Genomic DNA, 20,166 nt, shown 5'->3' with positions numbered 1-20,166 from the left:
TTTCATAGGACACGCTGGCTAGGCTATGCTTTTAAGGTGGACAATCGCTCATTTCAACTTGATTTTCCGAAGTATTTGTCGTCTAAGAAACAAATTTTTATACATACTAGCTTTCATAGACACGCTGACCGGACTATGCTTTTTGAAGTGTGCAATAGCTCTTTTTCAACTAAATGTCGGTGTTCGCTGATCTGATTATACTTTTTGAGGTGAGCAGCCATGCTTTATCAAGTTTTTGTGTATGGAACGTTGTTAGTCGGGGAAGCAAATCATCATGTTGTAGAGCCTTATTTAATCTCTTGCGAAAGAGGACATGTGAAAGGACGCCTATATGATGTAGGAGATTATCCAGCGCTTGTCCTTGATGAAGGTGAAGATGAAGTTGCCGGTGAATGGTTCATTGTAACAGAAGAAGGATTGAGGCAAATGGATTTGCTGGAGGATTTTATAGAAGGGCGGCCGAATAATGAGTATGAGCGCGTTTGGGTCAAGGATAGCCGGCAAAATATAGAAGGTTTTGTTTACGTATATTCCTTGGAAAAAGCGCAGCATCTTCCTATCATATATTCCAATTCATGGAGAGAGCATCGGAGAAATCAAAAGTAAAAGGCTGATTCAACACATTGCTTTTCAGCGATGTTGAGTCAGCCTTCTTATTGGTTGTTTAATTAATATGTTTTCTTGTTCATTGCATTCGATTGAGGGGCTGTCCAGAAGGTCAAATCCCTATTGAAGAACAAAAAATCATAAACATCGATATATCAACATTTCTAAAACATAAAAGGGAGCCGTCAATAAGCCAAAAAACGACTTATTAGACAGCCCCGTGTTTAAACAGGCAGAATGAACCATCCTGCTTACATTATTTCAATTTGATGAGCTGTTCATATTTTTCAAGAATTAGTTTTGTTAACGGGTCGTTTTCGTCAAGCTGGCTGTACTGCTTCAAAGCTGCAGCTGCTCCTTTTGTTTTAATGATTTCTTGCAATTCGACTGCCTCTTGGTCTTCTTTATAGTCGAACAATAGCGCAGCTGCTACGGCTGTTGCGAGATTTTCAGGTTTTTGCCCGAATTCCATTAATCTTTTTGCTGGTAAAATTAATCGGTCGTTTGCGCCAAGCTTGCGAATAGGCGATCTGGCTACTCTAGTGACATTATCGGAAATTTGTTTGTTTTCAAATCTAGAGAGAATCTTATCGATATATTTTTGATGCTCGGAACGATCAAAATGATAAGTTTTCGCCAGCATGTCGCCGGTTTCAGCTAGCGCGCCTTCTAAAATTGGGCGGACAAACGGGTCCAATACAGCTTTGTCGATTGTTTCTATATTTTTGAAATAGCCTAAATAAGCTGCAGTAGCATGTCCAGTGTTGACAGTAAATAGCTTGCGCTCAATATATGGATTTAAGTCGTCGACATAGGTGATTCCTTGAATATTTGGCAAGCTTCCTTTTATGTCTGTTTTTTCCACGACCCATTCAAAAAATGGTTCAACAGAAACTTTTAAAGGGTCCTCGTGGGTTTGTAATGGAACGATGCGGTCGACAGCTGCATTAGGAAAGCCAACATATTGATCCAATTTTTGTTTTTCTTCATCTGTAAGCGATTTGTCCACTTCTTCTTTTAATAATTGGCTGCCGCCGATCATATTTTCACATGCAATAATGTTTAAAGGCTGGACTGACTGTTTAAATCGTTCCTTAAGTCCTGAAGCGATTGTCGGTGCAATGATTTTTAAAATATTTGGACCGACAGCCGTTGTAATTAAGTCAGCTTGGCAAATGAGATCGATAACTTTGTCAGTTTGTTTTGCACTGTTAATTCCTTTTACACCTGTGACGGTGATTGTTTCTTTTTTTTCGCTGGCTAATTCGATGATATAACTTCCTCTTTTATTTAGCTCAGAGATTAGATTTTCATTCACGTCAAGAAAATATATTTCATAGTTAGCTTGATTTAGAAGAGCGCCGATGAATCCTCTTCCTATATTTCCAGCGCCGAACTGCAAAGCGATCATGTTTATTCCACCTCATTGAATAAATTGATTAATTCTTCTTTAGTTGCTGCATTGATGATACGGTCAACATTTTCTTCCTCTGAGCAAAGGATGGCGATTTTCGACAAGAGCTCCAAATGTTCGTTGTCTTTTCCGGCAATTCCGAACACTACTTTAGCAATGTTGCCTTCTCCATATTCTACACCTTCAGGAATTTGAATAATGGAAATACCTGATGATAAAATGTCTTTTTTTCCTTCTTCTGTTCCATGAGGAATAGCTATATGGTTTCCCATGTATGTGGAAGTGATTTGTTCTCTTTCAAGCATTTTACTGATATAATGTTCGTTCACATAGCCGTTTTCCACAAGAACCTTTCCAGCTAATTTAATAGCTTCCTCCTGATTGTCCACTTTTGCATTTAAAACAATGTTGTCAGTTGTTAGTATTGGCTTCATCTCACTCACTCCAATTAAAAAATTTTTCTTTCATATAATGATGGAAAATCACATTCAGTTTATGATAGACGGCTGCTTCATCTCCGCTTTCAAATAGTGTTAAACTGCTATTGCTCTCAATAATAGATGAACTGATTTGGCTTAATATTTCCAGCTTATTTTGAGTTAGCTGTTCAGGAGCTAAAAGCAGCAATATCCGGCTGATTTCCATCGCATTTCCGTCCATTCCGAGGACGTTGTCCGCTTTGTCCAAATCATAAATACGAAATAAAGGAATCAATACTTCTTCATCTTTTAAATGAAATAAAGCAATTTTTGTCCCGGGAATTCCCAATCCTCCTTTTTGTTCTCTCGCCAAAAGCTTCTTCGCAACGGATTCATCATTTGTGATCAATTTTTCTTTATGCAATGTGCGGGCGATTTCCAAAAGATTTTTTTTATGCTGTCCTGTATTTTCAAGCAAGCTCACATTGAAATGGAGCAAAACTGTTTTGATAATATCGCCCAGTTCAAAAAATTGATCGATGATGTGAATCATATCGTTTGAAGGATTTTTCCGGAAAGGAATGCCCGGAACATTGTTTTCGCTTCTTTTGAATTCTGTCAGCTTTTCATTCATGTACCTTTTTATTTTGGCGATATCATGCTCATTTAACAGCGGGTTAACTGTAATATATGGCACATGACGATACGGAAGATCGGTAGTTGAAATAATAATATCGTATTGGCTGACATCCAGCCTTTTTAAATCAATAAGAGAAGCAATATGAATGTTTTCTATTTCAGGAAATTCCTTGCGAAGTCTCGTTGCCAGCATTTTGGAAGAACCGATTCCGCTGGGGCAAACAACTAATCCCTGCAGCGAAATATTCTCCATCTTTGATTCTAAAGCGGAGCCAAAATGCAGTACGAGAAAGCCAATTTCATCCTCTGATAACTGAAGATCATAAAAGATTTTTTTTACCCCTTCTTCGACAGACTCGAAAAGGGCGGAAAATTTTGTTTTGATCTGTTGCAGCAGAGGATTGTGCGTATGAATCTTCTCTTTTGAACGTGTAATAGCAGGGACAAAATGGGCCACCAATCCTTGATATAAAGATTGATCTTCCGTCAAGGGAAAACCGGTTTTGTTGGAAACAAATTCAATGAGCGCATGGACCTTTCTTGAAATGTCTACATCTACATCAAAGAAGGAAAAATCTTTATCTTCTTTTCTGCGCGCACCTAATAAATGAGTCGCGACATAGCCGATTTCCGCTTCAGGAAACTTGACCTGAAAGGCTTTTTCCAATTCTTTGACGATCATGCGGGCGGATTCGAATTCTTTTGTGCCTTTCAATTCTTGAAAAACTTGAGGATCGATATCGATCGTTTCGCCTTTTTGGATTCTTTCCGCTGCCAGCATTAAATGGACTGCAAGAGCAATATAGGCACTGTCCGCAATAGAAAATAAAATGGTTTGCCGAAAATTTTCAAGTACTCCTTCAACCGTTTTTATTTTTTCTTCATCAATGATTTCAAAAATTTTTTCCCTTTTTTCATTTTTCTCTTCTTTTATCTGCCTTTCAATTGCTTGCAAAAAACTTTTTTCATCCAATTTCTCCATTATAATGTTTCCAAGGAGAGCCCTCTTTCCATTTTCTGGTCCAATGAGTTCTATTCCGTATCCTCTTTTTCGGATGAGCTTCAAATCAAATTGAGCAATCCATTCTTCGATTTGATCTAAATCATTGCTTACGGTTGCAGAAGTGACGTTTAATTTTTCAGCTAGTGTAAACAGTTTTAGAGGCTCGCTGGCCTCTAAAAGTGAACATAGGATAAGCACTTTTCTTTCTTCCTGGCTAAAGTCTGTGTGCTCTCCAGATCGGATATCTTTTAATAAATTTTGTTTCCGCAGCGATGGACCGAATAAGCGAATTCCTTTTCCTTGCAGGCTGTCAATATAAAGACCATATTTTTTTATCACTTTTTTTATATTTTTAAGCTCCCGGTGAACTGTTCTTGAGCTGACGTTTAATCGTTCAGCGATCTCTTTTGTGGAAATGTGTCGGTCCTCCTGCAGCATTAATTCGATGATTTCCCGTTCTCTCGCCCGCAAGTACATGGAATTCACCCCTTTTAAAGTGCACAGCTGTGCAATCTGCTTATGACTGTTCTTTTAATTTTTCTAGCAGTTCATCGTACTTAGGACTGTTTAAGAAATTCTCAACAGAAATGTGTGTTGCATTAGGAAGCTTTGCTTTTGCTCTATCTGTTAAATCTTTATGTGTAAATACAATGTCTGCGTCATCAGGCAAATTGTTGATGGCAGTGTTTGTTACTTCGATATTTAACCCAGCTTTTTTGACTTTGTTTCGCAAAATGGAAGCGCCCATTGCACTGGATCCCATGCCTGCGTCACAAGCAAAAACAATCTTTTGGACATTGGCTAATTCATTTTCTTGCAGCTCGGCATCTTCGCTGTCTTTTTGCGCTTGATTTGTGAGCATTTCTGCTGCTTTGCTTTCTTTACCTTTTAATTGCTGCATTTTCTCTGCTGCTGCTGATAAGTCTTCCTCGCTGTCTGCTTTCGCTGCTTTTAAGATGATGCTTGAGATGAGGAATGAAACAGCAGTTGCAACAATAACACCAGCCAACACACTTATATAATGTCCTTTTGGAGTCATAATCATTAATGCAATAATACTTCCCGGTGAAGGCACTGCCACAAGTCCGGCATCAAAAAGTAAGAATGTTAACACTCCGCTCGCTCCACCGGCAATAGCAGCTAAAATTAATAATGGTCTCATTAAAATATAAGGGAAGTAAATTTCGTGAATTCCGCCCAAAAAGTGAATAATGGCTGCACCAGGAGCAGTTTGTTTAGAATTTCCTTTTCCAAACAGCATATAGGCAAGCAAAATTCCTAGACCTGGACCTGGATTCGTTTCAAGCAAAAATAAAACGGATTTGCCTGTTTCTGCTGCTTGTTCAATTCCGAGCGGGCTTAAAATTCCATGATTAATCGCATTATTTAAAAACAGCACTTTTCCGGGTTCGATAAATATACTTGCGAGTGGAAGCAGGTTGGCATCGACAATGAATTTAACTCCACCTGCCAAAATGCCGCTCAAAGTTAAGACAATCGGGCCGATTCCTAAAAAAGCAATAATCGTTAAAATAGCGGCGACAATACCAGCTGAAAAATTGTTGACAAGCATCTCAAATCCGGATTTAACTTTTCCTTGGAACAGTCTGTCCACTTGCTTTATAATATACCCACCAAGAGGCCCCATTATCATGGCACCTAAAAACATTGGAATGTCCGCTCCAACGATTACTCCCATCGTTGCGGTTGCACCCACAACTCCTCCGCGCAGATCATACACCATGCGTCCTCCGGTAAAACCAATTAGAAGCGGCAACAAATATTGTATCATCGGATTCACTAGTTTTGCTAAAGCTTCATTTGGTGTCCAACCAGTCGGTATAAATAACGCAGTGATGAGTCCCCACGCAATAAATGCGCCGATATTTGGCATAATCATTCCGCTTAAATAACTGCCGAATCTCTGTATTTTTACTTTAATATTTGATTCTGCCATTGTGTTCACCCCTTTTATTTTTTTAGAATAATGTTTCTACATTTTAAATTTTAAAGCGTTATCATTGCGAGTCTCAATTTAAAGAAAAGTCAAGTTTGTCACTTTTGCTGCTGACAAAATTTATTTGAAGTTTAACCAAACGCATGCTTTTTATCCTTCTTTTTAGCTATTTTTTGGCATCTATTAGATGACAAATTTCCTGTATTTTATTACTATAAATGTAACTTCTATTTTCTGTATAAGGTGCTTGAAAATGGAATCGTATGATGTGGAGGGTATCGTAGTGGGGATGAAAAGACACGAAGCTCTGGAAGAGATTGAGAGAGTGCTGGGTATACGGGCTGTTGAAGTGCTGACTCATGTTGGAGAAGAATACTTTCGCTCCCTTGTTAAGTATATTGCAGAAACATTACATGCGCCAATAGTCCTTGTCGGAGAAGTGGACGAAACATCTTCAAAAATAAATGTACTAGCAATGTATCGAAACGGAAATTTGTCTGATGGAGATGTTCAGCCAATACTAGCTTTGGAAAGTTCTTTAAAGGAAGCGAGCTTTTACGAAAAATTAATTCACCAGTTATTCTCTAGATTAAAGGGAGATATAGAAGGCGCCGGTTATTTGGAAATACCTCTTAAAAGCAGCAAAGGGGAGATCATTGGGCTCATTTTTATTATAAACATAGAGACGACGGAGACAAAGGAGAAAGCCGAAACGATTTTTCGCTTGTTTAGGGATCGGACTGCGAAGGAAATAGCTAGGAATAAAAAGGAAAAAAGATTATTAAAGCTGGCACACTACGATTCGTTGACTAATTTATTAGAACGGGCTACTTTTCGAAAAATGGTTGATGAAGAAATAGGAAAACATCCTGAAATAAAAAGAGGCTTTTTCTTTATTGACATTGACAATTTTAAAATGATCAATGATTCTTTCGGGCATAAGAAGGGAGACGAGCTGTTAGTCAAATTTGCAAAACGATTAAAAGACATAATGAAAAACGAAAACGCGCTTCTTTGCCGCAATAGCGGCGATGAATTTGTCATCATGCTGAGAGATGTAGAAAAGGATCAAGTTTATAATTTAGCAGCAAACCTTGTCAATGAGCTTCAATATCCACTAATTTTAGGAGAAAATGCTGTGTTTATCACAGTAAGCATAGGAGTTTCTTTTTTTCCTGAGCATGGCCACAATGCAGACACACTGATCCATCATGCTGACTTAGCCATGTATGAGGCAAAAAAGGATGGGAAAAGCACATACCGCTTCTATCAATCTTTTATGGAGCATCATTACGAACGTTTTCTCCTGAAGCAGGAGCTGCGGCGCGGTATTGCCAATAACGAGTTTGTCTTATATTATCAGCCGAAAGTTGACATAATTCAAAGGAGAACCATCGGGTTTGAGGCTTTAGTTCGATGGAATCACCCGGAGAAAGGGTTTCTTTCCCCATCAGAATTTATTGAGTTGGCTGAAGAAGATAATACGATTGAATTGATAGGAAGCTTAGGATTGGATGAAGCGTGTAAACAGCTTAAATGCTGGCAGGAGGAATTTAGTAATAAACAATTAACGATTGCGGTCAATATGTCGGCACGTAAATTTTTTCATAGTGATTTAGTTCATCAAGTCCAGGAATCGATTTCAAAATACAAGCTGCCGTATTCTTCGCTTGTCATCGAAATAACGGAAACAACGGCCATAAAAGATTTTGAACATGCGGTAAAAATTATTCAAAAGCTCCAATCATTAGGTGTGCACATTCATCTGGACGATTTCGGCAAAGGTTTTTCCTCTCTTTATTATTTGAATAGACTTCCTGTCAATGCAATTAAGATCGACCGTTCGTTTATACAACAAATCGGGCAGGGGCAAAAGGAAAATCCAATCGTCAACGCCATCATCGCAATGGCTCATTCTCTAAATTTGGATGTCATTGCAGAAGGGGTCGAAACAAATGTTCAGCTCAAATATTTGCTAGGGAAGGGCTGTCATATTATGCAAGGATACTATTTCAGTAAACCTTTGCCAGCGGATAAAGCCGGGGATTATTTAAGAAGAATGTAAATAATGATTCACTTCTGCCTCCATTTCTCAAGCCGTTTTGAGAGAGGAGGCATTTATTTTTTTGGATCGGCGTGTTATCAGAGTGCGTTTTTTCATATAAAAGATGCCGGCATATCGAGTCCGGTCTTTTTGTTTTGTAAAAATGTTTATGTGTTTGATAGACTGTGTTATGTTAAGGGAAGATCCCGTAGATTATGTATTAGTATATTTTGAGAAAGAAAGGATGAGGGAAAGGTTTTGCGCATTTTTGTGTATACAGTTTTGATAGCTATTTATATTTTATCTCGTTTTTTTCATGCCCCAGTCATAAGCTATAGCACTGGAGCTGTCGCTTTGGTAGCACTCGCAATTTCAGCGGTTTATGCCAGAGGACTATATCTCATTTCAGGTGCCATATTTTTATTGATTGGATTTGTTTTATTTATTCAAAGTAAGCAGCCATGGCATACGTTTATTTTGCATTTTGAGCAAGTGCTTGGTTTGCTTTCATTGTTTTTCGTATTGCCATTTATGAATTCCATCATTCGTGTCGGAAGGTATGATAAACATTTAAGCTTGTTACTTCAGGATCAAGCTGCTGATCTGAACCATTTATATCGGCGAAGCTCAGGAGTTTGTCATATACTCGGTCTATTTTTAAATATTGCTACAGCCCCCCTTCTTATTAAATCATTAAATGTTATCCTGCATGATTTGCCCAAAAAAGTGCTAACGAAATTTTATTCGCAAAACTTGCTGCGCGCCTATGCTTTATGTCTTACTTGGAGCCCGATGGAGGTGATGGTGAGTTCAACGATAGACATTACAAAAGTGCAGTATTTTATCATTTTTCCAATTTTGCTTTCGATGGCAATCATAATGCTTGGGTTTGATTGGCTCATGTCTTCGTATAAATATAAAGGTATCCAACTCGCCTTTCATACGCCTCATTTTTTTAATAAGAAAAAGGGTTATAAAAAAGCTTCTGAATTAATCGGAATGCTGCTTTTGTTTATTTTCATGGTGTCGACTGTTCAATATTTTTTACAAAAAGGTTTTCTGTTTTCTGTTGTATTATTGATTATCCCATTTTCTACCATTTGGTCTTTGTTTATTAAAAAAGGAAAAAGATATTTTACAGTTGCAATCCAGCATTGGAAAGAGCGGACAAGGGGATTAGCCAATTACTTTTTCATGTTTTTGGGAGCAGGTTTATTTGTAGAAATGCTGGCAGACTCGCAATTGCTATCATTTTTAAAACCTGTTTTTGAATTAGGAACTGAAAAGACGTTGATTTTATATAGTACAATAGGACTTTATTTTTTCATTACATCGTTAATTGGTTTTCACCCTTTAGTAGGTTTTGCTTTATTGGCAGAGCTCTTGCAGCCGTTTTTAGTCGACATACCACCAATTCCGCTATCCATTGTGTTAATATGCAGCAGCTTGTCGACTGTGATGTTCAGCCCTTTTAATATATCAGTATCAATTTTGTCTGATGAATTAAGCGCACAATCTTATCGGATCGGTTCATGGAATATGATTTTTGCATTAGGGTACATTGGGTTCGGCATTGTGGTAGCATGTTTAGTTGAAATGTTTTTTATGTATTGACACCGTTTACAATAAAATTTATAATCTTCTTAAAAAGAGATTATTTTCAAAATTCTCAACAATAAATATTTTTTAGATCGATCTAACAGGATTTTAGATCGATCTAAAAAGCTCGGATATTGGATCGATCTAATAGAAGAGTAAACAGAGCCAAATCGATGTGATAAGCAGGTGATTAGATGAGAAAAGCTCAGCCATTTATTAACGGATGTTGGATTTGGTATCCATACAACAGGCAAAGGTGAATCACTTGGAGCCATTTATGAAACGGTTATATGGTGGCTTTCTCCCGACAGAAGTACATATTTGATCTATGCTCTTGTCTATATATAAACCGACTTCAGCCCATTTTTTCAGGTGATTTGTGGTGCTCCTGCAGCCTGAAGGGAGGTGATTATTTATAACATTTTCAAAGCCGTAAAGCATGGAAATAAACAAATTGACAACGTTTTAAATGTAAAGGTATACTTTTCTCAACTGAATTCGTTGATTAATTGCGTTAGCAGGTGATTAGACAGATGGGACGAAAAAAACAGTCCCGCGTGACGCTGCAGGAGGTTGCAAAACACGCGGGTGTGTCGAGGGCTACAGCTTCCCTTGTTGTTCGGGGCAGCCCAAATATTTCAAAAGAAACAAGAGAAAAAGTGTTAAAATCGATAAAAGAGTTGGGATATATATATGATCGTGTTGCAGCGAATTTACGATCCCACCAATCTTCAACAGTTGGTTTGATTATAACAGAGATCGGCAACCCCTTTTTCTCGGAATTATTGGTGGGCGTTCACGAAGCTTTAGATAAAGAAGGATATACCGTAATATTAGGAACGACGTTTGATTCCCCTGATAAACAAGATGCGCTGCTTGCGACAATGCTTGAATATCGTGTCGGCGGGGTAATTATGAGCCCTGTCCCAGGCAGTTCACCAGATATGGTAGAACGGTTAAAGCAATGGGGGATTCCTGTTATTTTAGTAGCGAGAAAAATGCTGTCAGAAGAGCCGTTTGATTATGTCGGAATCGATAATGTTGCAGGCGGACGGATAGCGGCTGAACATTTAATCGAACAAGGCCACCGCCGCATCGCTTTTTTGGGCGGTTTTTCTAATTCATCAGTATGGACAGACAGGAAAAAAGGATTTTGTGAAGCGATTGAACAAGCCGGGCTGGAAATGGATGAATCGCTGTTTGTCCAATCTCCCGCAACTAGGCAAGGGGGAATAGAGGCGATTAAGCGAGTTATGCAGCATCCTCAGCCTCCAACCGGGGTTTTTTGCTATAATGATGTTGTTGCATCTGGTGTTATGCTCGGATTAAAAGAACAAGGCATTGTTCCAGGCAAAGATGTGGCTGTGGTTGGTTTTGATAATATTCCGGAGTCAGCGGTATTCAGCCCTTCTTTAACAACTATTGCAGCTTTTCCTGATCGGCTCGGTGCAAAAGCTGCTGATCTCTTGCATCGGAGAATGAAAGGTGATGAAGAAGAGGCAAAAAAACTGATTTTACAGCCTGAGCTTGTAGTGCGGGAGTCAAGCTGACACACCATGATGAAGAAATCTAGGGAAGTGGATGCGTTATGAAGGAACATGTAGAAATCCCTCTTCGGGAAAAAAATATTGTTTTAATTGGATTTATGGGAGTCGGCAAAACGACTATTGGCCAGTTGGTCGCGAAAAAGCTGTATCGAGATTTCATTGATGTGGATCAGGAGATTGAAAAAAAGCAAAATATGCCCATCTCGTTAATATTTCAAAAATTTGGCGAAGATTATTTCCGAAAAATCGAAAAGGAGTATATTGTTGATATTTGCACGAACACACGCTTGAAGGTTGTATCTTTAGGAGGGGGAGCCTATTTACAAGAAGAGGTCCGCAATGCTTGTTTATCAAACTGCATCGTCTTTTTGCTGGATTTATCTTGGGACAGCTGGAAGGATCGAATGCCGCTTTTAGTCGAGAACCGCCCTCTTTTAAAGGAAAAATCAATGGAGGAAATTGAAGAATTGTTTATAAAACGACAAAATGCATACTCTCTCCATAACTCAAAAGTATCGACCAATAATCTTGATCCTGAAACAGTAGCAGATGAAATTGTAAATTCGGTGAAATTAACGTGGAGCATCTATGAACCGAACCAATAATATGAGATTATCCCTTTAAATGAATAGTTTGCAAGATGAGATTTGGGAAAGGGATTTAAAAACATGAATGTAGAAAACTTATTGTCTCCTTATCTTCAACTGGCTGATGCTGTCATTGTGACAGATAAAGATCATGTTGTCGTCGCTGTTAACGATGCGTATGAACAAATAACGGGATATAAAAAGGATTTCATTGTCGGCAGAAGAGCAGGTGTCATTAAATCTCATTTGACCCCGGAGCAAACTTATGCTTCGATGAAAAAAGCATTATCGGAAAAAAAGCCTTGGTCCGGTGTTTTTGTGAATCGTAAGAAATCCGGAGAATTATGGCACTCATCTATAACAATAACTCCTATTCTAATAGAAGATGAACTGTTTTTTGTAGGAATTTTTCGGGAATTGGAGCAGCTGGACAGCGGAGCATACGTTCCGCAGGAGCAAATAGAAGAAACAAAAAAATCAATATTGGAAGTGCTGGCGATTTCTTGTGAAATTCAAGATCCAAGCATTGAGGATCATTTGATCAACGTTCGAAAACTAACAGAAAAGCTCATTTATGCTCACAACAGCTATCATAATCTTAATTTATCAGAAGAATATATGAGAAATGTTGCTTATTCCAGCATTTTGCATGATATAGGAAAAGCTGGCATACCTGAAGGAATTTTATATAAACCAGGACCACTAACAAAATATGAACGCTTAATCATGGAGACGCATCCGTTAATAGGCTTTGACATTTTGAAAAAAATAACAAGCAAACTGAAAGATAACTTTTTAAGGCAAAGCTATAAAGTGGCCGAAAATATTATTCTCTTTCACCATGAAAAATGGAATGGAACGGGATATCCGAAAAACTTGAAAGGAGCAGAAATTCCTTTAGAAGCTAGAATTGTTGCGGTTGTCGATGTGTTTGAAGCTTTAACGAGCAGCCGGCCATATAAAGTTGCTTGGCCGATTGAAAAAGCGTTGAATTTTTTAGTGGAGCATCAAAATACGCATTTTGATCCAGATGTAGTGGCCTCATTTCTGACAATTAAGGATTTTTAAACAGAAGGAAATTTTAGTTGAAGATCAACTAAAGTTTCCTTCTTTTTTTGAAGATTTTTTATTGTGTTTTTTGTGTAATTGTGTATAATAAATCGTCGTGAAATAAACAATTTTCGATAAATATATTAATTTTTTTTGACAAAAAGTTTACTAGTATTAAACAAATGAGGTTGTTATGATGAAAATTGGGAGGAAAATTCGAAATTTGCGGATAAAAAAAGGTCTGACGCAAGAAGAGCTAAGCGAACGAACCGATTTGTCTAAAGGATACATTTCCCAATTGGAAAGAGATTTAAGCTCTCCCTCATTGGAAACGTTTCTGAATATATTGGATGTGCTGGGATGCAATCCAAAAGATTTTTTCGATGATGAGGATGCCGAGCAAAAAGTAGTTTACGGCAAAGAAGAACGAAAAGTATTTATTGACCAAGAGAGAGGATATAAGGTTGAATGGATTGTTCCTGAATCAAATGAAAAAGAAATGGAGCCGATTCTTTTAACGTTGTTTGAAAAAGGAGAGTTTAAAGTTTTTGAACCATCCTTATCTGAAACGTTTGCCTATGTTCTGAAAGGAACAATAAAAGTTCGGATCGGAACAAAAAAGTATGTGGCAAAGGAAGGAGAATCCATTTATTATCATGCATCCGATGAGCATCAAATTGTCAATGAGGCAGAAAGCATGTCGCAAGTAATTTTAGTGGCAACTGAATCTTATTTATAATTCTTGATGCGGTTGGAGGAAACGTCATGAACAATAAAACAATTATTCGTTTTGAACAAGTGACAAAAAAATATGATGATGATTTGCCAGTATTGGATAATGTAAGTTTTGAAATCGAACGCGGAAAATTTTACACGTTGCTTGGACCTTCAGGATGCGGAAAAACAACCATTCTCCGTCTAATTGCGGGATTTACGGAACCGACCAGCGGCACGATTTATTTTAACGGAAAAAATATTAACCATGTAACGCCGAACAAACGTCAAGTCAATACAGTGTTTCAAGATTATGCCCTTTTTCCGCATCTGAATGTGTTTGAAAATGTTGCCTTTGGCCTTAGAATTAAAAAAATGAAAAAGGATATCATTGAACAAAAAGTAAAAGATGCCCTTCGTTTTGTAAACTTATCTGGCTATGAACAACGGAACATTCAGGAGATGTCAGGAGGACAGCGGCAGCGGGTCGCCATTGCGAGAGCGATAGTCAATGAACCGGAAGTGCTTCTGTTAGACGAACCGTTGTCAGCTCTTGATTTAAAGCTGCGCACGGAAATGCAGTACGAGCTGCGGGAGCTTCAGCGCCGGCTCGGCATTACATTTATTTTTGTCACACACGACCAAGAGGAAGCTCTTGCAATGTCTGATGAAATCTTTGTTTTAAATAAGGGGAAAATTCAGCAAAGTGGAACGCCGAAAGATATTTATGATGAACCTGTTAACCGCTTTGTGGCAGACTTTATCGGAGAATCGAATATTGTCGCAGGAAAAATGATTCAAGATTATCTTGTTGAATTTGTCGGAAAGCAGTTTGAATGTGTTGATAAAGGCTTTGCTCCGAACGAGGACGTAGAAGTGGTAATTCGACCGGAGGACTTGGAAATAACAACACCTGAAAAAGGAAAGCTGAAGGTTTATGTGGATTCCCAGCTGTTTAGAGGAGTTCATTATGAAATTTGCTGTTATGATAAGGATGGCAACGAGTGGCTTGTTCATTCTACAAAAAAGGCAGAAGTCGGCGATGAAATTGGTCTTTATTTTGAACCGGAAGCAATACACGTTATGCGTTTAGAAGAAAATTCTCGTATTGGTGTTGCCGATGAAAAGTAATATTCGCGCTTTATACTTCTTACCATATGTGTTATGGATCTTACTATTTGTTGTCGTTCCGATTCTGCTTATCATTTATTATTCGTTTTTTAACATTGAAGGAACATTTTCTTTTGAAAACTACGAGAAATTTTTCACGCCGGTCTATTTGAAAATGGCGTTAAGCTCATTTTGGTATGCGTTTTTAATTACAGCCTTTTCGCTATTGATCGCTTATCCGACAGCTCTTTTATTAACGAAAACAAAACATAAGCAGCTTTGGCTTTTGTTAATCATTTTGCCGATGTGGATCAATTTGCTGTTAAAAGCATACGCCTTTCTCGGCATTTTTGGAACCTATGGAATAGCCAATCATTTTTTGGAATTAATTGGTGTCGGTGCTAAACAAATATTATTTACAGATTTCAGCTTTGTGTTTGTTTCTGTCTATATTTTCGTTCCATTTATGATTTTGCCGATTTTTAATGCTTTAGAAAAATTAAATCCAACGCTTGTAGATGCAGCTAAGGATCTCGGAGCATCCCCTTGGATTACGTTCCGCCGGGTCATTTTTCCGCTGACGCTGGACGGTGTTAAATCCGGATGCCAAGCAGTGTTTATTCCTGCATTATCGTTATTTATGATTACCCGCTTGATTGCAGGAAACCGGGTAATTACGCTTGGCACAGCAATAGAGCAGCATTTCCTAGTTACTCAAAACTGGGGAATGGGAGCAACCATTGCGGTCTTTTTAATTCTTGCAATGGTGATCATCATGTTTTTAACAGGAAATCGGAAGTGAGGGATGAAAAATGAACAGAAAATGGAAGGTTTCAAATATATATTTAATCATCGTATTTTTCATCTTATACGCTCCGATTTTCTACCTTATTTATTACTCGTTTAACAGCGGCGGAAAAATGCATCATTTTGAAAATTTTACGTTGGACTGGTATAAAGAAGTCCTGCAGGATGTGCGTCTATTGATTATTGTACTGAATACGATTGTAATTGCTTTGCTTTCTGCGGCGATTTCAACGATCATCGGCGTTTTCGGTGCGCTCGCCATTTACTCCGTCAAAACAAGACGGGTGAAAAATACATTGCTTTCGTTAAATAATGTTCTATTAGTCAGTCCTGATGTCATCATCGGAGCTTCCTTTTTAATTTTGTTTACCATTGTCGGCATTCAGCTTGGTTTTATTTCTGTTTTGCTGTCTCATATCGCCTTTAGTGTGCCGATTGTCGTATTGATGGTATTGCCAAAGCTTCAGGAAATGAGCCCGACATTAATCGATGCGGCAAGAGATTTAGGGGCGAGCCAGTGGAATGTCATAACAAAAGTAGTAATTCCCTACATTACCCCTGGGATTTTTGCTGGATTTTTTATGGCTTTAACCTATTCTTTGGACGATTTCGCCGTTACATTCTTTGTTACTGGAAATGGTTTTTCCACTTTATCTGTTGAAATATATTCAATGGCTCGACAAGGCATTTCCCTTACCATTAATGCTTTGTCAACACTCATTTTCCTTTTAACGATTTTGCTTGTGATCGGCTATTATTTCATCACGCTGCGCTATAATCGTCCGGGAAGATTGGGGGGACGGAAATGAAAAAAATTGTGCAGATGTTTGCGATAGTATTTATCGCTTCGTTTGCCATCCTGTTTTTTATTGCGAGACTGAATGCATCTGAAGGCTACTCCGGTGATAATACCCTTACGATTTACAACTGGGGAGAATATATTGATCCGGAATTGATCGACCGTTTTGAAAAAGAAACAGGTATAAAAGTGATTTACCAAACATTTGATTCAAATGAAGCGATGATGACAAAAATTTCCCAAGGAGGAACAACATTTGATATTGCCGTCCCTTCTGAGTATGCCATTAGCAAAATGAAGGAAGAAGGTCTTCTTATTCCGATTGATCATTCGAAAATTCCTAATTTAAAATATATCAACCCCCGTTTTCTAAATTTATCGTTTGATCCGGGGAATAAATATTCCATTCCATATTTTTGGGGAACGGTCGGCATTTTGTATAATCCGGAAGCTCTCGGGGGAAAAAAGATCGACAGCTGGAATGATTTATGGGATAAAGATATGAAAAATCAAATACTTCTTGTCGACGGTGCCCGAGAGGTAATCGGAATGGGATTGAACAGTCTTGGTTACTCGTTGAATGATACGAACAAAGACCATTTGCTAGAAGCGAAAAAGAAACTGGATAAACTGACTCCAAACGTGAAGGCGATCGTTGGAGATGAAATCAAAATGCTGATGGCAAACGAAGAAGCAGGTGCCGCTCTCGTCTGGTCGGGAGATGCTGCAGATATCATGTGGGAAAATGAGAAGCTAGATTACGTGGTGCCGAAAGAAGGCTCTAATCTTTGGTTTGATAATATGGTTATTCCGAAAACGGCCAAAAACATAGAAGGCGCTCATAAATTTATCAACTTTATGCTAGACCCGAAAGTGGCTGCGCAAAATGCTGAATATGTCGGCTACTCTACTCCAAATGAAAAGGCGCTTGAATACTTGCCGAAAGAGATTTCTGAAGATGAGCGGTTTTACCCGCCCCCTGAATTAACGGATAAATTGGAAGTGTATGAAAACCTAGGGAAACGAATGCTTTCCTATTATAATGATTTATTTTTAGAATTTAAAATGCACTCGAAATAAAAGGAAACCATCGCCATCCTCAATTTGGAAGGCGATGGTTTTTTAATGATTTTTGCGAAATCTGATCTTTGAAGCAAGAACGAGCTGTTGTTGGAACATATACGGCATAAGCTACCCTTATGTACTGTAAAAATGGATGCATAGTAGATCTAATGGTATTTTGAAGGCAGCTGTTTGCAGCATAGAAAAAATGCGCATATGGGCTTTTAAAATCGAAAACAAGAATCGGCACTTTGCCGGTTTCTGCTCATCGCGCTCACCTTTAAAAGAGTGTGGTTATGAACATTTCCTTAGCTGCTGCCGCATCCTCCGCCGCAGCTGCTTCCGCAATTTGAACTGGAGCATCCTGAAGAAGAGCATCCGGAACCCCCTGAATGATCATTGGAATCGCTGAGCGCAGCCCCGCATGCATAAACAGAACCTCCGCTTGTCCCTGCATCCTTATTCAAAAGCTGCGACATTTTTTCTGTATAACTATCCTGCTCGTACAGCGATAAAAATACCATAGCCGGCAGCAGCATCGAGTACGTATCGTCTGTTTTTATTTCCTTGCGGAGCGATTTGTTTTGCCGTTTCATTACTTCTGCTTTTTCAATATCGTTTTTCAGCTGTTCAAGCAGCTTTGTTTGTAATGGTTTGATCGGGTCAAACGAACGAAAATATTTATCAAACAGTTTTTCGTCACTAGCTGAGCGAACTTCTTCCAAAAGAGTTTTGCTTAGCGGATTTTTTAAAAAGCCTCCCCACAGCTTCGTGCTGTTTGGATAGATTTCAAATAAGTGCAAATACATCCAATCAAAAAGGGCTCTTTCGTGAGGAATCGGTGTCCGTTCCACATTAGGGCTGTGATGCAGAAATGATCCAAAAAATTTTTTTGAAAAATTTTCGTATTCTTTCGTAAACATAATCATTTCATGCCATATTTCATCCACTTCATCGCTGAACATTGGAACTGATTTTAAAATTCCTGCCAACAAAAAATATCTTTTTAATTCAAATAGGCGCCAGTTAAAGTCCGTTTCGGTCCAACTAGGATGATTTGCTAACACTCTTTTCTTTACTTTTTCCATATATTCTGAGTTTAGAGAGTCTTCCAAACGAGAGATAATTGGCAGCCCTTCTGGAATGCGGCAGGCTAATTCTGTCGGGACAGCCTCTTGAACAAGCTTTAATGATCTTTTTTTCTTCGTTTTATTGATATTGACAACGATGAACATGATGAAAATACCAAAGATCAATCCTACTAAAAGCTCAGTCATAATATCCCTCCACAACACTATATATATCTTATTATACTATTGGAATAGGAAATTTATAGAAACGATTTTCGTGCAACTTGAATATTGTAAAATTTCAAAAATATCGTAAAATGGAAAGAGCAAAAAATTCCTATTTAATCATATAGAAAGGTTTTGGCGATGAACGTTCAAAAAATAAATATAGCAGGGAAAAAAGATCATATTATTTTTTTAACAGTTATCTTTTGCTTTTGGTTTTCCATTTATATTTATGTTCCAATCTTTGGGGTTTATTTAGAACATTTGCAGTTTGATTATTCACTTGTTGGCATTATTTTTGGCAGTTACGGCATCACCCAGATTTTGATTCGTTTGCCTCTTGGAGTTTTATCAGATTATTTAGGGCAAATGAGAAAAGGAATGCTTATAGCTGGTTTTTTTATGGCGTTTGCCAGCGGAATCCTGTTTCTTTTCTTTCAATCATTTATCCCGATTTTTATTGCACGACTTCTTTCAGGAATTACCGCGTCGATGTGGGTAATGGCTACTACATTATACGCTCAATATTTTACGGAAAGTCAATCTTCCAAAGCGATGGGAATTCTCCAGTTTATGACGGTCGTTTCCCAATTTATTAGCATGGCTATCAGCGGGAAAATTGTAGAGTGGTTCGGCTGGGAAATGCCGTTTCTCATTGGGACCGTCATGGCTTTGATTGGTCTTATTCTTTCATTTCGCATTAAAGAAATCGGCGATAAGGTGCATCTTATTGATTTCAAATATATGAGTCAATTAAAATATGTTCTCGGCATCAAGCCGCTTTGGGGCATCTCAGCTTTATCGCTTGCCGGACACGGAATTTTGTTTATGACGATTTTTGGATTTACACCGGTTTATGTCTCGAAAATCGGATTTAGTGAGTCCGTGTTTTTTTGGGTCGTCACTTCCTTTTTTATTCCGCATGCAGCTGCATCATTGCTGCTTGCCTATTTTCCTGTTCGAAAGCAAAAACAACTGCTTTTGCTTTCATTTATTTTAAGCGGATTATTTCATCTTCTGTTGCCGTTGTCAAATTCGATTCTATGGATTTGCTTCATGCATATTTTCATAGGGTTTTGGCTTGGTTTTATTTTTCCGCTGCTGCTTGCGATGGTTATTCAAAGCTGTCAAGAAGCATATCGGACGACCGCAATGGGCTTTTATCAATCATTTTATGCAATCGGCATTTTCACTGGTCCGATGTTAGCGGGCTTTATTGCAGATCACATCGGTTTTTATGAAGTGTTTCTTGCAACAGGCCTGCTTGCCTTTGCAGCTGCTTTTCTGTCTTTATTCATTCCAAGCTCTCGCATGGAAAGGAAAGCGGAGCGAATCTCTTCGTAAAGAGATAAAGTGGAATACGAACATTTTTTCATATTAGCGTTGAATCCTATATTGCTTGGGAATATGAAATGACATCTTGCCATAAATGAAAATGGCTGGCTGTTTTTGCACGGAGAGATCAACGGTCTTTTTCATCTATGTATGTTGTTTTTTCAGTTTCCATTCGATAG

At 38.3% G+C, this 20,166-nt stretch carries 17 protein-coding genes; 12 read left to right on the top strand and 5 right to left on the bottom strand.

Annotated elements, in window-relative coordinates:
* Positions 1–219: 219 nt before the first annotated feature.
* Positions 220–606, top strand: a complete 387-nt coding sequence (locus NSQ71_RS16230) for a gamma-glutamylcyclotransferase family protein (protein WP_311066542.1) — start codon at positions 220–222, stop codon at positions 604–606.
* A gap of 256 nt (positions 607–862) precedes the next feature.
* Here the strand turns inward: NSQ71_RS16230 and NSQ71_RS16225 are convergent, their stop codons facing one another.
* From NSQ71_RS16225 to NSQ71_RS16210, 4 genes are read right to left on the bottom strand one after another with little or no spacing between them, the layout of a single operon-like run.
* The gene (locus NSQ71_RS16225; RefSeq protein WP_340734241.1) at positions 863–2,017 is read right to left on the bottom strand and encodes a mannitol-1-phosphate 5-dehydrogenase; all 1,155 of its coding nucleotides are present in this window, start codon (positions 2,015–2,017) and stop codon (positions 863–865) included.
* A gap of 2 nt (positions 2,018–2,019) precedes the next feature.
* The gene (locus tag NSQ71_RS16220) at positions 2,020–2,454 is read right to left on the bottom strand and encodes a PTS sugar transporter subunit IIA (protein WP_340734240.1); all 435 of its coding nucleotides are present in this window, start codon (positions 2,452–2,454) and stop codon (positions 2,020–2,022) included.
* A gap of 1 nt (position 2,455) precedes the next feature.
* Positions 2,456–4,558 carry a BglG family transcription antiterminator gene (locus NSQ71_RS16215; protein WP_340734239.1) on the bottom strand — a complete coding sequence of 701 codons (2,103 nt, stop codon included), beginning with the start codon at positions 4,556–4,558 and terminating at the stop codon, positions 2,456–2,458.
* 40 nt (positions 4,559–4,598) lie between these two features.
* A complete protein-coding gene (locus tag NSQ71_RS16210) occupies positions 4,599–6,038 on the bottom strand; it encodes a PTS mannitol transporter subunit IICB (RefSeq protein WP_130157436.1) in 1,440 nt (479 codons plus the stop codon).
* 289 nt (positions 6,039–6,327) lie between these two features.
* Here NSQ71_RS16210 and NSQ71_RS16205 point away from each other — a divergent pair, with 289 nt between their 5' ends.
* From NSQ71_RS16205 to NSQ71_RS16160, 10 genes are all read left to right on the top strand, one after another.
* Entirely contained in the window at positions 6,328–8,103 is a 1,776-nt protein-coding gene (locus NSQ71_RS16205) for a putative bifunctional diguanylate cyclase/phosphodiesterase (protein WP_340734441.1), read from the top strand.
* 237 nt (positions 8,104–8,340) lie between these two features.
* The gene (locus NSQ71_RS16200; RefSeq protein ID WP_340734238.1) at positions 8,341–9,696 is read left to right on the top strand and encodes a hypothetical protein; all 1,356 of its coding nucleotides are present in this window, start codon (positions 8,341–8,343) and stop codon (positions 9,694–9,696) included.
* A 518-nt stretch (positions 9,697–10,214) separates the two neighbouring features.
* Positions 10,215–11,231 (top strand): LacI family DNA-binding transcriptional regulator, encoded by a 1,017-nt coding sequence (locus tag NSQ71_RS16195; protein ID WP_066250028.1) that lies wholly within the window; start codon positions 10,215–10,217, stop codon positions 11,229–11,231.
* Between the two features lie 38 nt (positions 11,232–11,269).
* Entirely contained in the window at positions 11,270–11,833 is a 564-nt protein-coding gene (locus tag NSQ71_RS16190; protein WP_130157446.1) for a shikimate kinase, read from the top strand.
* A gap of 63 nt (positions 11,834–11,896) precedes the next feature.
* Positions 11,897–12,883 carry an HD domain-containing phosphohydrolase gene (locus NSQ71_RS16185; RefSeq protein WP_063386813.1) on the top strand — a complete coding sequence of 329 codons (987 nt, stop codon included), beginning with the start codon at positions 11,897–11,899 and terminating at the stop codon, positions 12,881–12,883.
* Between the two features lie 178 nt (positions 12,884–13,061).
* Positions 13,062–13,604 (top strand): helix-turn-helix domain-containing protein, encoded by a 543-nt coding sequence (locus NSQ71_RS16180; protein ID WP_066250024.1) that lies wholly within the window; start codon positions 13,062–13,064, stop codon positions 13,602–13,604.
* A gap of 26 nt (positions 13,605–13,630) precedes the next feature.
* Positions 13,631–14,710, top strand: coding sequence for an ABC transporter ATP-binding protein (locus tag NSQ71_RS16175; protein ID WP_063386811.1), 1,080 nt, complete (start codon positions 13,631–13,633; stop codon positions 14,708–14,710).
* Positions 14,700–15,491 (top strand): ABC transporter permease, encoded by a 792-nt coding sequence (locus NSQ71_RS16170; protein WP_063386810.1) that lies wholly within the window; start codon positions 14,700–14,702, stop codon positions 15,489–15,491. The genes NSQ71_RS16175 and NSQ71_RS16170 overlap by 11 nt, the downstream gene beginning before the upstream one ends.
* Positions 15,492–15,501: 10 nt before the next feature.
* Positions 15,502–16,305: an ABC transporter permease gene (locus tag NSQ71_RS16165; protein WP_130157449.1), complete on the top strand. Its 804-nt coding sequence runs from the start codon at positions 15,502–15,504 to the stop codon at positions 16,303–16,305.
* Between the two features lie 14 nt (positions 16,306–16,319).
* Positions 16,320–17,375, top strand: a complete 1,056-nt coding sequence (locus NSQ71_RS16160) for an ABC transporter substrate-binding protein (protein WP_375338818.1) — start codon at positions 16,320–16,322, stop codon at positions 17,373–17,375.
* A gap of 290 nt (positions 17,376–17,665) precedes the next feature.
* Here NSQ71_RS16160 and NSQ71_RS16155 read toward each other — a convergent pair whose 3' ends face one another.
* Positions 17,666–18,634 (bottom strand): hypothetical protein, encoded by a 969-nt coding sequence (locus NSQ71_RS16155; protein WP_340734237.1) that lies wholly within the window; start codon positions 18,632–18,634, stop codon positions 17,666–17,668.
* Positions 18,635–18,793: 159 nt separating this feature from the next.
* Between NSQ71_RS16155 and NSQ71_RS16150 the strand changes: the two genes are divergently transcribed.
* The gene (locus NSQ71_RS16150) at positions 18,794–19,996 is read left to right on the top strand and encodes an MFS transporter (RefSeq protein WP_340734236.1); all 1,203 of its coding nucleotides are present in this window, start codon (positions 18,794–18,796) and stop codon (positions 19,994–19,996) included.
* Positions 19,997–20,166 lie beyond the last annotated feature (170 nt).

The sequence above is a fragment of the Aeribacillus sp. FSL M8-0235 genome (assembly GCF_038000355.1).
Lineage (GTDB): Bacteria > Bacillota > Bacilli > Bacillales > Aeribacillaceae > Aeribacillus > Aeribacillus composti.
This window is presented reverse-complemented; position numbering and strand designations above follow the sequence as displayed.